The sequence below is a fragment of the Rhizobium sp. N324 genome (assembly GCF_001664485.1).
Lineage (GTDB): Bacteria > Pseudomonadota > Alphaproteobacteria > Rhizobiales > Rhizobiaceae > Rhizobium.
Map to the genome: position 1 here is coordinate 825,448 of NZ_CP013630.1, position 13,518 is coordinate 838,965.

Annotated in this window: 13 protein-coding genes; 9 read left to right on the top strand and 4 right to left on the bottom strand. The window is 56.3% G+C overall.

Annotated elements, in window-relative coordinates; all coding sequences use genetic code 11:
- Positions 1-16 precede the first annotated feature (16 nt).
- Positions 17-1,873 (bottom strand): ATP-dependent nuclease, encoded by a 1,857-nt coding sequence (locus tag AMK05_RS03940; RefSeq protein WP_064836704.1) that lies wholly within the window; start codon positions 1,871-1,873, stop codon positions 17-19.
- Positions 1,874-2,525: 652 nt separating this feature from the next.
- Entirely contained in the window at positions 2,526-2,969 is a 444-nt protein-coding gene (locus tag AMK05_RS03950; RefSeq protein WP_064836706.1) for a hypothetical protein, read from the bottom strand.
- A 229-nt stretch (positions 2,970-3,198) separates the two neighbouring features.
- On the opposite strand from AMK05_RS03950, the gene AMK05_RS03955 reads away from it, so the two are divergent.
- The 5 genes from AMK05_RS03955 to AMK05_RS03980 all read left to right on the top strand — a co-directional run bounded on the left by AMK05_RS03955 (position 3,199) and on the right by AMK05_RS03980 (position 7,196).
- Positions 3,199-3,897, top strand: coding sequence for a hypothetical protein (locus AMK05_RS03955; RefSeq protein ID WP_064836708.1), 699 nt, complete (start codon positions 3,199-3,201; stop codon positions 3,895-3,897).
- A 798-nt stretch (positions 3,898-4,695) separates the two neighbouring features.
- Entirely contained in the window at positions 4,696-4,872 is a 177-nt protein-coding gene (locus tag AMK05_RS35095) for a hypothetical protein (RefSeq protein ID WP_190237335.1), read from the top strand.
- Entirely contained in the window at positions 4,869-5,252 is a 384-nt protein-coding gene (locus AMK05_RS34355; protein ID WP_143535802.1) for a hypothetical protein, read from the top strand. Before AMK05_RS35095 ends, AMK05_RS34355 begins: the two co-directional genes overlap by 4 nt.
- A 608-nt stretch (positions 5,253-5,860) precedes the next feature.
- Entirely contained in the window at positions 5,861-6,613 is a 753-nt protein-coding gene (locus AMK05_RS03970; RefSeq protein WP_064836714.1) for a hypothetical protein, read from the top strand.
- Between the two features lie 256 nt (positions 6,614-6,869).
- On the top strand, positions 6,870-7,196 hold the full coding sequence (locus AMK05_RS03980; protein WP_064836717.1) for a hypothetical protein: 327 nt from the start codon (positions 6,870-6,872) through the stop codon (positions 7,194-7,196).
- A 32-nt stretch (positions 7,197-7,228) separates the two neighbouring features.
- Here the strand turns inward: AMK05_RS03980 and AMK05_RS03985 are convergent, their stop codons facing one another.
- On the bottom strand, positions 7,229-7,747 hold the full coding sequence (locus tag AMK05_RS03985) for a hypothetical protein (RefSeq protein WP_143535803.1): 519 nt from the start codon (positions 7,745-7,747) through the stop codon (positions 7,229-7,231).
- Positions 7,748-7,985: 238 nt separating this feature from the next.
- Complete coding sequence (locus AMK05_RS03990; RefSeq protein ID WP_064836722.1) at positions 7,986-8,444, bottom strand: hypothetical protein; 459 nt, start codon at positions 8,442-8,444, stop codon at positions 7,986-7,988.
- Positions 8,445-8,831: 387 nt separating this feature from the next.
- On the opposite strand from AMK05_RS03990, the gene AMK05_RS36165 reads away from it, so the two are divergent.
- From AMK05_RS36165 to AMK05_RS04000, 4 genes are read left to right on the top strand one after another with little or no spacing between them, the layout of a single operon-like run.
- Positions 8,832-9,245 carry an HNH endonuclease gene (locus AMK05_RS36165; protein WP_082935617.1) on the top strand — a complete coding sequence of 138 codons (414 nt, stop codon included), beginning with the start codon at positions 8,832-8,834 and terminating at the stop codon, positions 9,243-9,245.
- Positions 9,242-9,655 carry a hypothetical protein gene (locus tag AMK05_RS36170; RefSeq protein WP_442966252.1) on the top strand — a complete coding sequence of 138 codons (414 nt, stop codon included), beginning with the start codon at positions 9,242-9,244 and terminating at the stop codon, positions 9,653-9,655. Before AMK05_RS36165 ends, AMK05_RS36170 begins: the two co-directional genes overlap by 4 nt.
- A 58-nt stretch (positions 9,656-9,713) precedes the next feature.
- A complete protein-coding gene (locus AMK05_RS03995) occupies positions 9,714-11,000 on the top strand; it encodes a hypothetical protein (RefSeq protein ID WP_064836723.1) in 1,287 nt (428 codons plus the stop codon).
- On the top strand, positions 10,997-13,516 hold the full coding sequence (locus tag AMK05_RS04000; RefSeq protein ID WP_064836725.1) for a hypothetical protein: 2,520 nt from the start codon (positions 10,997-10,999) through the stop codon (positions 13,514-13,516). Before AMK05_RS03995 ends, AMK05_RS04000 begins: the two co-directional genes overlap by 4 nt.
- The last annotated feature ends 2 nt before the right edge of the window (positions 13,517-13,518 follow it).

The window sequence follows — 13,518 nt, forward strand, 5'->3', positions numbered from 1 at the left end:
GTCGCCAATCGTCGGTCTACGCCACCAGGGAGCCGGGCTCTGTGTCTGCTGCTTGCGGATTAGGGACAGCCGTCTGCGCTAATCCAAGATAGGCAAAAACTTCCTCAAGTAATTTGCCTATCGCGCCAAAATCCTTGATCAGAACCTTGTCCGACAGCCCCGCCACGAATTTAGCGGCTTTGATTTTGTTATCGTTGTCGAACGCTTTGGTTACATAAATCTTATACTGCTCATCGACTTGATAGTCGCCCGCCTCTCCCCGCAGCACCTTCTCTACGAGTTCAACGGGGAAAACCCTGCCTCGTTCGCGGTCTACTAGGTGTCCTGCTTTTGCTGCCCACTCCCATACATGGGCTGGATATAGGATCTCCAAGGTTACGGGAAGTCTGAACCCGGCCTTGATAGCGGCAATGGCGTGTTCAGGTTTGGGATAGCAGAAGCATTTCGCCGACGCAGTGTTTCCTGCGGCCCCATTCCACTCATTTCGGTCGCTCGCAGCATCCCAGTCAAGAAGTCCTGCCGCTTTGGGGCCGTCTGTGTGGTGCTTGTGGTAGGATCGCCACCCATTCAGCATATCGATAACATAACCATGTCCGCCTCCGGCAAGCTTTGTTTCAAAGTCGACAGCATCAGCTAGCTCAGGATGGAAAATCTTTGCGCAACGTTTCAGGATGATTCTATCGCTCTCACCTTCAACGAAGATCTTTGGCCGATTTTCTTTCGCGAGACGCTCGGCAACATAACTGGATTCGACTTTTTCTCTGATGTCTTTGACAAGCTGTTTCACGCGAGGGGCGAGCAACGACATCGTGCCCATCTTCTCGTCTAGCTTCGATGCGGAGTCGCTCGCCTCGGTTCCTTTCTCGTCGGTATCTCTGAAGATGTGGGAGCAAGTGATCTTGGCTGGATTCTCTTCAGCCAGGTCATAGAAAATTGGCGAATGAGTAGTCAGAAGTATTTGAGCAACTTCTTGAGCCGCGAACGCATACAATTGAACTGCAAGCTCCACGGCACTGGTGAATTCGAGATTGTTTTCTGGCTCTTCGTAGGCCCAGATGAAGCTGTAGGGTGCCGCTCCGCGACCTTGAAGGGATCGCTTTTTCTCGGTCATGAAGCGAAGGATTAACGGGATGTGGCGCGCTTTGATGCCGTCGCCACGGTGGTCCAGCGAGATGCTTTTGTTGCCGCCTAGGAAGTCCAAGCGTTCGAAGATATGGCTTAGGTCCCTCGGAAGGGCGAGCCTCGTTTGGAAGCCGAGTGTAGTTCCAATTTCCGTTGTGAGGTCGGCGAGATGATTGCCGATGGACTCTTCGAAGGCCGTGCTTGACGTTCGGAAAGTGCGAGTTGCGGCCTCCGAAATGATCTTGTAGATCCGTCCGCGCAGGTCGTCGAAGTAGCGCGAATCCTTGATAGCCGGGACATATTCGTACTCGATTTGACGAAGCAGGGCATGAGCATTCGAGCGGTCTGGAAGCTTCTCTTGGGTCCCGACTTCACGGCCGCGCTTGTTCTTCTTGAGGTGCACGCCAACGTATTCGCTAGAGTGGAGGCCCTCTGAGCGCCATCGCTTCTCCCAAACGATGAAGTTGCCATTTTTCGACTGGTAGGATTCAGGGATATCGAGTTCGAGCCGGACAATCACCTCCTTGGCAACTTTAGCTCTCTCCGGAACGAAGAGATTGTAGTCGTCCTCAAAGTTGAACGGCTTTCCAGGATTGGTGACCCCGTTGAAGAAGAGGTTCAGCGCCCGGAGAATGTTAGATTTTCCGCAGTCATTCTTGCCGACGAAGATCGAAAGGTTCTTTGCAGGGATATTGATCTTATGGATCGAGCGGAAATTCTCGATGTAGATACTCCGTATGCTGACGCCCATGTTTGTCCCTCGACACAAAGCCAGTTTCGATCTGGATAGCATGTTTCACAACTTAGAGAAGGGTGTCAGGCTTTGGGTTCGTCGAATCCAGCGAAAATTGCGCGTCCCACACATAGGTTCAGAATTTACGCCGAGACTTGCGGTAGACGGGACCAGTTACCTTTTGTGTTTCGGCGTGCAATTTTTGACCCCCTTGTGGACTGCGTCCCTGAGGTTGACAGATATCAGGCCGCTGTTTTGCCAGTCTGCGGGATATGACGCTTCGATAGGCCATGCAGTGTCTCGCCTGCAATGAACTCCTGCGCGACCTGACGTTTGAATTCCATGCTGTGAACGCGGTGTTTGGCCATGGGCTCCACTTTCGGAAACCTAGCAGCCCCGGTCAATTCAACCAGCCGATCTGTCCACCCTTAGGGGCGCAGTCCAGATAAGGGGTGAATTTTGGACGCTGATTGACACCTCAGCGATGGGCGTGAAACGTGTTCCTTCACCAAATCTTGCACTTGCGATATCCGCTCATCTTCAAGCATGGGTTTCCGTTCAAACCTAGCAGGAACGAGAACGATCCTGACGTATGAGCAAGCCGGCCTAGCTTGGCATAGGGAGAACGCACGGCAACTTCTTTTGGCGGAGGCGTCGGCCATCGCGTCAATCAAAGCCCAAAAGTCGCTCCCCAGTTCTGCAGCGGCCAATGGTTATCTGTCCCGGGCCCAATTCGAAAATGAAAGTTCTTCAGCAATTTCTCTCTGAATAGCCAGCAGACCTCGCTGAACTGCTCCCGTGTGACGTCGAAGCTGACATTCACAGACGGAATTTCATCGGATTTAAACATGAAGCCTGCTTCGACTCTTTCGGGTGTCAGCGGCGTTCGGACCCAAAAGGAGACTACTGCTGGCCAGTGGAATTTGCTGATCGGCGAGATGACCACCGCTCCGGCGAGCAAGTAGGTAAACTCTACGACCTTGATGGGCGGTCCCGGCTGTATATGCTGACCTATGTTGCCATTCGGTGGACCGGCAAACTCCCCACGCCAGTCACCGACCTCAATCTCCGGGAAGGCGACTGCGAGGCGCGGCTTCGGCTTCCCCTGTGGCATGATACCTCCTTGAACCGGCCCGCCAATCGATCGAAGCGGCAGACAAACAAAATCCCTGCTCTAGTCCTATCGATCGCAGAGCCCCAGGCCACTGCTCCGGTGGTGAACATGGGAGCAACGGCTATACCTGATTAGCATTTCACCCAATCTCAAATAAGACGCCCGCATAATACCGAATAACAACCTACTGCGAGCGGAGGCGCGCAGCTTCTGGAGAAGGAACATCTTGATGAGCGTCAAAGACGTGAGCGCGAGGCTGGGAAGAGACGAACTCGCTTTCTACTTTGGCGGTGACGGCAGTATCCCCGCTGAACTTCTCGGGGATTTCCTGCGTCGCGCTGCGGCAGTCACTCGCAGGAACGGCATTGAAATCGAAGTCTTTGCACTGGAACCAGGCAGTCTTTCAGTCGTAATGAAGGCCTTGAAAAAGGCCGGGAGCCGTATTCACGGTGAGTTCGGCAAGGCGCCTTTGGCTACGACTGCTGCTGCAGCGGCTCTCCTCTCATCTATGGGGGGCGACAAACCCGTACCGCTTCAGAAGGTTGGAGCGGAGATCGTGATCAACGGCAAAGCCGAAAACATATACGTTGTAACCGCTGACAACGCTTACGAGGTGATGGATGCACATCGCGCTAAAGCGATAGTCGAGCGTGGAAAGCGAACCAAACCTCGGCTTGTTCAACATGGGGCGGTGCAACAGATCATGGACGATGGTATCACGGGCGCTTTGAGCGGCGTGGTATTGGAGGTCGAAGGAGTTCTTCACTTTCGACCAGACGATAGAAATTTTCTCGTCCCGAGCGACATGCGGACTAGCCCCGCTGCTGCGCAGCTTTTCGAAGGCGGCAGGTTTCGGATGAGAGCCGACCTGAGGCTCCTAGGTGGGCAACCGGACTCGCTCGTAGTCTATCGCGCTGTTCCTTTCTAGCATCGAGGCCACAGGTCGTCAGTGCGGCAGGTAACGCAAAACGACGATAGAATAGACCTCCAACTTGCCGGGCGTATATCTGACATCGGCTCTGAAGACCGCGGCCCGAATCCTGGATGTGCTTGGGCGGCTCCCGGTTCCGAGCGGTGTGAAGGGGTGGCTGAGGGCAAAGGAGCCGTCGCCCCAGCGGGTTCAACGTTTCCTTGATTTCCACAGCGCTGCTGTTTTCGCCACCGATCCTTCAGGCATGTCCGCGTGACCGGCAAGTTGGTAAACCAGAAACGCATGAGTTCTCCCACGATCCCACCCGCACTTTTGGTTCCGTCGTTGTGCGGATGATAGCGGTCGCCAAGATCTGCAACAATGAGCGGCTCGACTCCGGCCAGTGCTGGCAGCCCGGCCCCGGTCGCTGCAACAGCAGCCTCTTTCCCTTCCGAAGACCGAAAACCAGACGATCTCTTCCATTCTCTGGTACACGGGGTCGGACAATCTCATGCCTCAGGACGCGGCAGTCCTTAGGTCAACAAACTTCTATTTTTCAGGGGCTTTGTGTGTTGCGCGCCGGTGATGCAAATTTTCTCACGTAGTGAGGGCGGGAGAGCTGGAAGGGCCTCTCGTAGTGACGGGCAGGAGGGAGCGAGGGATATGCCGAGACCGCGAAATCCGAGGAAGGAAAGCCGCCGGGCCACACAGGAACGGTATCGCAAGCGGCTGCGCGAAATCCGGCGACCCGAGGCACCGCGCGTTGACGGCGCAGTTGCTGCCGCATTTGCGGTCGCTCTTGCCCGGGTGAGGCGAATGGGTGAGCGAAGCGCCGCCATTGAGGCGATTATCGCGGATGCGAAGGAACTCCTGATCGCTGCCGGTTATGCGCCCAATGAGGCCGTCAAGAAGCTCATGATGCGACTTCTCTATCGGGACGATCTGGCACCTCTCGATGCGGCAACGCGGAACCGCATCGGAGCATCATCATGACCTCGACGGGCTCAGAAAGCTCCCCCCGTTACTTCATAGAAAAGAATCGGGATTCGGAGGATTCTCATAGTGATCGTGGTGGTGGTCCGGCGCTCCGTCTCTGTCAGGGACTACTTTCCGGTCCTAAGCCGGACCCACTGCCGGAAAGGGTCGAAGCCGCTTTGGAGATTCTCGATGCCATTGCCGCCCGCGATGGCGACCGTGCCCGCGAGCGCAATGGGATCGGCTTTTCCAAGGCGGATAGCCGCCACGGACATATGCTCTCGAAACTCTCGATTGATGCGGCGTTGCGAGATCCCGCAATGTTGTCCGAAGTGCTCAAGATGGCGTCCAAGTACCAGAGACAGATATCGAGGACGGGGCAACTCGGTCTGCTCTGAGCTTCCATCGCCATAGTTTGCCGGGTTATCCAAGCCCTCCGGCAACCGTGCTCGTACACCTGTTGGCTATGGGCCGGCGTGCACGGAAACGAAAGAGTTCGTTCCAGACCGACGGCCTCCGGCTTGCGGAAACGAGTACGTCGACTCATATCGAGAGAAGTTGCCGATGATTTGTCTCAAGTTAGGTAGTGAGGGATGGCGTAGTGATCGTGGCTTGCGTCACTATCTGAGATACTCGTGATGCAACAGGAGAGGGCGAGGTATGCCACGCCCGCGAAATCCAAGCAATGAAACCGCCAGACGCCGAACTGAGGTTTGGCGGGAAAGCCGACTCCTCCACGGGCGACCGGAATCCTCGATCATCGACAGGGCGATCGCTGCGTCGGTCGCCACATTCTTCAGCGCTGATTTCGATGACGAGGGACTGTCCGTGGGTATCGTTACGATCCTGGATGGTGCCGAGCGGATACTTTTGAGCAAGGGTTTCGATAGGCGTGACGTCCGCATCGAGTTGGAGCGACGGCTATCGCGTCGAGCGGATCTACCAGAACTCCAGAAGATCTGTGGGGTCGCGGATTAGCGGTTCCCTAAATGCGGGGGCAGTCCGGATGCGCACCTGCTTTTTTGTTGCTTCCTTGCTTCACGCCGCCGGCAGGCGGAACATCGTACTGGTCGCGGCAAAGGAGCACATATCGGGCATGGCGCTAAACGGCAGCATCCTTCATCATCGTCCAGATCAGAAATTTAGCGCTCGCGATCTATGGTATATAGGAAGTGTCGCGGAATGGCGGCCATTCTTGGCGGCGTTCGAGGCGTTTCGGCAGATCGAGATGCTGGATCATGCGGAGACCCTGCATTTGCTGTCCGATCTCGTCCTGGGGCAGAAGAAACGGTGGCCGGTAGCGTCAACAGGAAAGATAATGTTGAACGAGGTTCTGGCGGAAGGGTTGTTCATCGATGCCACGCTGCTTCAGAACCTTGCGGCTGGCTGCAAGGAGTTGTTGCTTATGGCGAGGCATGATCGCTTCGACGCTTTTCGCGGAACTTTATGCGACGGATGGGCGCCGAGGTATGGGCGCGAGCCGCTTCTAAACGACATCGAAGACCGATTGGTGAGATCCTTGGCACGCAGGACAATTGGTCTGGTCGACAATGACAGCCTGCGTTACCCAACTCCGGCTTTACATTCTGAAAATGAGAGCCGCCCGTTCCCGCGCCATTGCGGCCTGCAAGAAACGGGCGTTCCGCATTTTGAAATGCTCTACCTATCTGGTGGTCGCATTCACAGGAAAGAGACTGACAAACCCGGAGTAATGGCGGCGGCCGATCATTCCGCCGGCATACTCGAAGTCTGTTTCTGACAGCGCGCGACCAATGCGCCCAGCATGGTCCACGTCTTCTCCGGAGGCGTCGCTGAGCAGGTTGCTAAGCTCCCGGATCAATCTCTCCATCGCGTTCATGTCGGGCAACGGTGCGCCGTTTCGTGCGAGATAGGTAAGCTGTTGGACGGCTTCATCATACGCCCGGTCGAGAGCAAGCTCATCGGTGAAGTCGATTTCCGAAGGGCTTGATACGTCTACGAAGAAGCGAGCAAATCGCGCTGCGCGGACCTGTGTCATGGCATTTTCCCTGTTCATGTCGGACGTTCCTTATTTGCTGATCAATGTGGGTTTCGAGGCGATCCACCTGCATACGGCTCTTCCGGCATCCCCGATGGCTTCGAGCCGTGAGTTGGCAATGCCGAAGATTGGCGGAGGGGTCCGGATGCCATCACCTCCTTCATTCAGCATGTCACCGGTCCAGACCCAGCGCCCATCTGGGCAGTCTCTTATCAGCGATACCCAGAGACATAGAGCGCCCACCTCTGCGGAGGCAGGGCTGCATTCGCTAGATCTGTTAAAGCTCCATTCGATCATCGTTTTTTTCCTCATTTATGGTGTTTGAGCCCGACCTGATCGGTCGGGGGGAAGGAGGGATCAATGATGGGGAGGGGGCGACCGATCTGTAACCTTCGCGAACAAACGGCTGATCAAGGGGCGGAGTGCGTTGATCACGGCTGTATTGTGCGGGAAGGGCAGCCCTGATCGACCTCCTCGAGGTGATGACGATCGCCCTTCGTCGTCCTGGGTGGCGCTATCGTTGGACAAGTTTGCGTGACGCGCCCACGCATCGTAAACGATAGTTACGACTTTGAGTTCGTGGGTCAGCATCTGCTTCCACCGATTGCTGCCGAGGAAATCAATAATTTGCTCGGATGTAGACGCTCCGATTGTTTGCTCCGTCCCTGAGCCGGCCAAGATATCCAGGGGCACCCAGAAGGTGTCTCGATCGACCACCGTGAATGCAAGGGGATGGGTGCGATTGACAAGACCCATCGTCGCCCTCAGCCCCTCGTCTGTAACGTGGAAATTCTGGACAAGTGTTGGTGCCCAGAACGTTTCGCCGGGAGGGGCGTCCAGTCCAGCTTTGAACTGATCCAGGATTTCATTCGACATCTCCATCAGACTCTTACCGATTTTCTTGAGATCATCAGGTTCGAGCGTGGCGAGCGTCCGCTTGGTCGGTCTGTCCGAGGGCCAAAGCAGCCTCTCTGTAAGAGGTATGACTTGTTGAGAACGGTGGGCTGGTCTACGATTTGCTGATTCATGCTGCGGTTCCTTCGTTACGAGCGGGGGATTCATATGTGTTCAGCAGGTGATGAGGGGCGGAAAGCCCCTCAAAGTCGGCTGTGCGTCAAAGCGGGCCAAACCCCATTTTTTTGGCGAGGCGTTCATCGAAGTTGTGGGCGGCCTCGGCGAGGCATGTGACGCCAATGACCCATTGCGCCACAGCCTTTTGCCGAAGCCCCGAGCGGATCATCTTTTCAAAGTGCGGAAAAATTCGCGTCGAAATTGACTGCGCAAGCACGGCACGGGTGACTGGCAATCCGCAACAGGCGCCGTCATAGCCAATTCTGTATGCGTAGTTGCTGATGCTCGTTTCGAACCGATTCACGAACGCGACACGAAGCCAGTCGCCGGGTTCGCGTTGCGGGTTAAACCTGATCTCCAACATCATGCCGTCGGGCTGCGGACGAGAGGCCTCTGGCTGGCTAATCTCGTACGGCAGTGTCGCTGCGGCGAGCTTCGCGGCGTCCGCGAGAATCTCATCCTGAATGCGCTTGGTAACGAGATGGCTGGGGAACTTGCTCATGACTTCTCCATTTACTGAGGCCTCGTTGTCCGGCCTGCGATGGAGAAAAGACTGCCCTTACATGGAGGATAAGGTCCACCAAACTTACCATTTGAGCTTGTCGGCTGGAGTAAGCCGCCTATGGTTAACGGTGGAGCTTTGCCTCTGTTTTAATTGGAATAATTCCGGTGTGAAATTGTCCGAAAACGTTTGTTCTGCAAGGGTTATTGCAAGTGATCGCCGGAAGAGAGTTCTCTCCGACCCTAGGTCGTGGCAGCTTTGGGGCCGTCTCCGGAAAGTCCGCTTTGCGGTACTCAAGGCCGAATATCAGCCGTCCGATACGTATAGATCTCAAGGACGGCATCCAATCTGTGCCTCTAGCAGCCAGTGATTGCAGCCCTCATAGAAATGGGCTATCAATGTTTGCTGTTCGCTAGTAGTGAGGCGTCGGTGGGGGACTTCAACTTCAGTAGTAGGACAAAGCTGGACGCCCAGTTTCGCCAGGGCTTGCTGTGTGCCGCGTGTGGTATCGAGGACCCGGCATTCATTCATCATCACATCATTCCGCAGCAGAGCGGAGACCCCGCAAACGCGTCGCACGGGATTCTTTCTACCCTTGATAATTGCGTTGCGATCTGTGAGAACTGCCATTGGGTTGTGCATCAGGGTGCCCGATGGCGGAACGGTGGCGTGGCCCCTCCGAGCCACTTCAAGTTCTCACATGGCCCGCGCACACGTGGTCGTGGCGTTAGGGGGGATTGGCTCCTGCGAATGGAGAAGGCGTTCGATCGTATCATCGGCTCGGTTTCACGGTTAACATGACTAACGTCCTCGTCGCGGGCGACCGTTTAGTTTTTGACGTCCAGTTTGGATCGGCGTTGCTGTCTCCCACAACGACCACCGTGAAGGGGAGCGCTATGACGTCTTCATCTCAAGGGGCGCTATGCTACGAGAGCGACCTTCTTGGACTTCCTCCAGTCAACGCGACTTATGTGATTCCGGGAGCTACTCCGGGGACGGGGCTTGTGAGCGTAACTGCGCTCGCGGAGGACCAGGTCTCCGTGATCTACAAGGACGGGGGCAAGCCTGTGGTTTTGGCTAGAGGAAAATTCGAAGCTCGCCTTCAAGTTGTTACGCCCGCAGTTACGGCCACAGGGGCGCCTGACCCTACGCCGCGTTATGACGGTGCAGGAAGTTTTCTTTACGAGGGATCACGCCCAGATGTGGAATAGCTGGCCATTGCGGCTCGCATGAGCGAGCCCAGCCGCACCTAGATACGGGGGGAGAAGGTTGCGTAAGCCGGCTTGGACGAATGGGCAGATCCTGAGCGCAGGAGATCTTGAGGCGCTTACCGACTTTGCCAGTCCGCGAGTGCCGATTGCCTTCACGGAAGGCGCATCGGCCGTGGTCGAGATCGCGGAGAGCGAGTCAATCGCAAAGCTGTCCACAGGGGGGGCTGGTGAGCAAGATTTGATCATTCCGCGCGGGCGTTTTTTTGTTGGTGGACGCTATGTAGACACCACCGAGCTCACGGAGGATCAAAGACGAACCCGCCTTGAGGGGATACCCGACGGAGTAACAATCGATGCATTTCTAACTTTCAGCCTTGAGCTCGCCGATCTGCCAAGGGCAAAGACCAGTAGTCGAAAGGAACCGGCGAGCGGAACGCTTGCATATCGAGAAGTCCCGAAACTTACACTTTTGGGAACCGGTGCACCTCCATCGGGGGCCCTTCTTCTAGCACGGTTCACCCGCGAAGCAGGGGCGCCTCTGATGCCTGTTGAGAACTTCGTTCCACCTTGTATCTGGCTCGACTCGCTCCCGGAATTGAGAGGAAAGTTGTCGCGAAGGTTTGCCTGGCTGAATGAGCCGGCGTACCAGGCGGCCTCGCGACTGCGTCACACCGACGCGCACTTCGGTCTTAGGGAATGGAGACTCGAGGCCGTCGTGCGCTTCAGCGAGCGAATACAGTCTGCCCTCGCCTTGCATGGAGCACGCCTGAGTGATGTCTATCGGCTACTGGCGATCGCGGCCAACGGGGCTCGTCGGACCCTCGTGGAGGAGCAAGTGGACGAGGACATACCTTGGGGTGCCGCCGGCATCCTTATGGGTCACACTCTGAACGACGTCTTCGAGTTCGCCGACCTGCAGGAGGCCGTCAGGAGCGTCGTCCAAACACCGATCGTTGCCGACGATATGACACTGACCGTACTTCCCGTCAGCATCACGGTGAAGCGCGCAGGAAATCTGACGAGCTTTAGTACGAAGCTGGAGTCCCGTTTGCGGAAGGTCTTTCCCACGGAAAAAATGCTTACGATTACACTGCAGTTTGCGGAAGGTGCTTTGGATGATGATACGTGGGCGTCCTGCCACCCCGAACTGGGACCAAATGCCCTCGGCCCGCCTTACAACCAGCTAAAACTGCGGAAGATTTTTGATGGTCGGTACGCTTTTGAGCTTCCGTTTGGAGACAACGACACGGCCGACGCGATCGGCGGCACATTGAATTTCAAGGTGACGATTTCGGAAATCTACGACGGTCCCAAGCCCACAATTAGCATTGGGTCAGCCAAATGACTGAATCTATAGATACTATTTTGAAGCAGTATGATCGCCTCGTTATGGCAGTTTCGGCTTCGGCCGCCCAAAACGATACCGAGGGCAAACTTGGTTCCGCGGTCAATGATTTGATCGAGATCGTATCGGCTTGCCAGCGCGACACCAAGAACGAAGAACGTCGCGCCTTTTTTAATATGTCGATCGCAAAATCATCGACGGTGCGGAGCGTAACTGTAGGTGGGAAGGGCGGCGTCGATATTAATACTATTGTTGCTACCATGCTGATTTACCTAATTGGTCGGCACGACAAAAGGATGAACGAATACATCGAGTGGGAGACAAAGGTTCAATCAACAAAGCGGGACAAAACCAGGTCTCATTCTGTCTTCAGCTACATGACGGAGGTGATCGCAAACTCGATCGTCGACGGAGCTGGGCATGAGGGTAAACTTAACGATGCAAGCACCAAATTGTGGTCCATTCCGACAGCGCACCTCCTCCTGTCGAACCTCGTGTCAATACTTGGCGAGGCCGAGGTCGAGAACTACGTAATTCTCCTACGCGACAGGCTCGTGGGTGCCGTCGCGAAGGATGCGAGAAGGGAAGTCGTCACCGGATACGCGGTGCCCGACGGCGCCATCCTTGTCAGCGTAATGGGCCTTCGGAAGTTCGCCGGCCTCGTGCCATCGGACCCCGGAAAGTGTCGGGAAGTCTTCGCGGAGGCTTTCAGCGACTATCCGGAAACGCTTGGAGACCTTCCTGACTTCCTTGAGGGGTCTACCTATCTATGGGCCGGCTCGGACGACAGCGAGGCCAGGCGCGTTCTGGCTCAGCGCATCTTGACTGACATGGGTTGGTACGTCCCCTGGGAGCAGGCCAAGGCCAGAGTGCCCCCCGCCGAAGACCGCCTTGTCGCGAGGCTCAGGAGTGCGCTTCCCGAAGGCTCGGATCGTGAGGCACTTGCCCTGGCGTTTCCAGAGAATCTTGCGGGCCGGGTGGTCGAGAGGGACGCAGCTTCGATTATCCGACAGGAACCTGTCGATACGGGTGATCCGACAACGATCCCGGATAGCTGGAGCAGGGCGAAGAGCAGGGCGGGCTTCCGGCTCGCGCAGTTGGACGAACGCTACACTCTAAAGCCACTCAACATCTTCATTGTAGGCAATCATCGCGTCGGGAAGTCGACCTTTCTGGCCGCTATCCTCCACGAATTTCTGCGGGGCGAAGCCAAGCTCATCGCGGGGCGATCTCCGCTGGTATCCGCACGGGGGCAGACCTTCTTTACAGAAAACAGCGAGAAATGGCTTGCGGACAAGCCAATCTCCCCAACGTTGATCTCCTTCTATGGGATCAGCTTGCTGATAGACGGTTGGTTCCAGATTGAACTATTCGATCATCGAGGCGAGTTGCTTCACGCGCAGGTCGATCGAAGCAAACCCGTGGAGGTGCGCGACGAACCGGACCTACACGGGGGGGGAGAAGCGGCGTTAATCGCGCCAGGCACGAAAGAAGAAGACAATGCATTCTCCGAAGCACTGAGTGCTGCCGATGGCGCTATCTTTTTCGTCAATAGCGAAGATCTGCGAGCGGTCGCTGGCCGCAACGAAGAAAAAGTGAACACTCAGCGCGACAAGGTGCTCGAGGGCCTGAATCAAGTATCGGAGAGGCTGACTAGATTTTCCCAGTTGCGAACCGCTTCGAGCAACATTCCGATCGCGACCGTGGTCAACAAGTCCGATCTCCTGTTCGACGCGGACGACTGGCCGCAGATCTACAGCATTGGGGCGCTCATCGGGGACAAGTTGGATCGCTCCGAATTCGGAGATAAAGACGTTCATGAGGCGCTGAAGAACTGGGCCTATCGAACCCCGTTGGGCACGATAAGCCTCGGCACCCAGGCCCGTATCAAGCGCGTCGTCGACTTGATGTCTAAGTGGCTTACAGCACTGATGACGGTCACACGGCGCTACGAAGTTTTCTTTACCTCCGCAAAGGCGTTCCCATTCAGGGCCAAACCGAGGACAGAGCCATCAGGTGCCGGGCCGCTGAAAGTGTTGCAGTGGGCGGTGGCGAGTATCGCGCCGGCGTACCTCCACCAAATGCTGAAGACGATTGATGAGGACCTGGCGCAACTCGACCTTATTAGGGCGGAAATCGAGCGCGGCGATCGGATCGCAGGCTGGATCAAGGCGTGTGACGAGATCGCCGGCAGCGGAGGGATTGCATTTGTCGGTGTCTATCGACTGCCTGTGCTTGGTACAAAGCGGGGCCAGAAAAGCAGGGACAAGTACGGGATGGAGCTAAAAAGGCTCATCGACCGCTATGAGGCCGCCATTCAACAGCCGGAAGCCGCCCCTGCTGCCGGCGGGGCACCCCCGCCTCCTACGAAGATCGCCGACTACGCCACCGCGAATAGCGAAATGCAGCGGCTCAAAGAGCGTCACCGAGTGATGAAGACCCAGATAGAAGGTTTGAGGAAGTCCGTCGTCCAGCTTGCGAGCGATATCCGGCAGCAGCAGACGCGGAACGGCTAGGC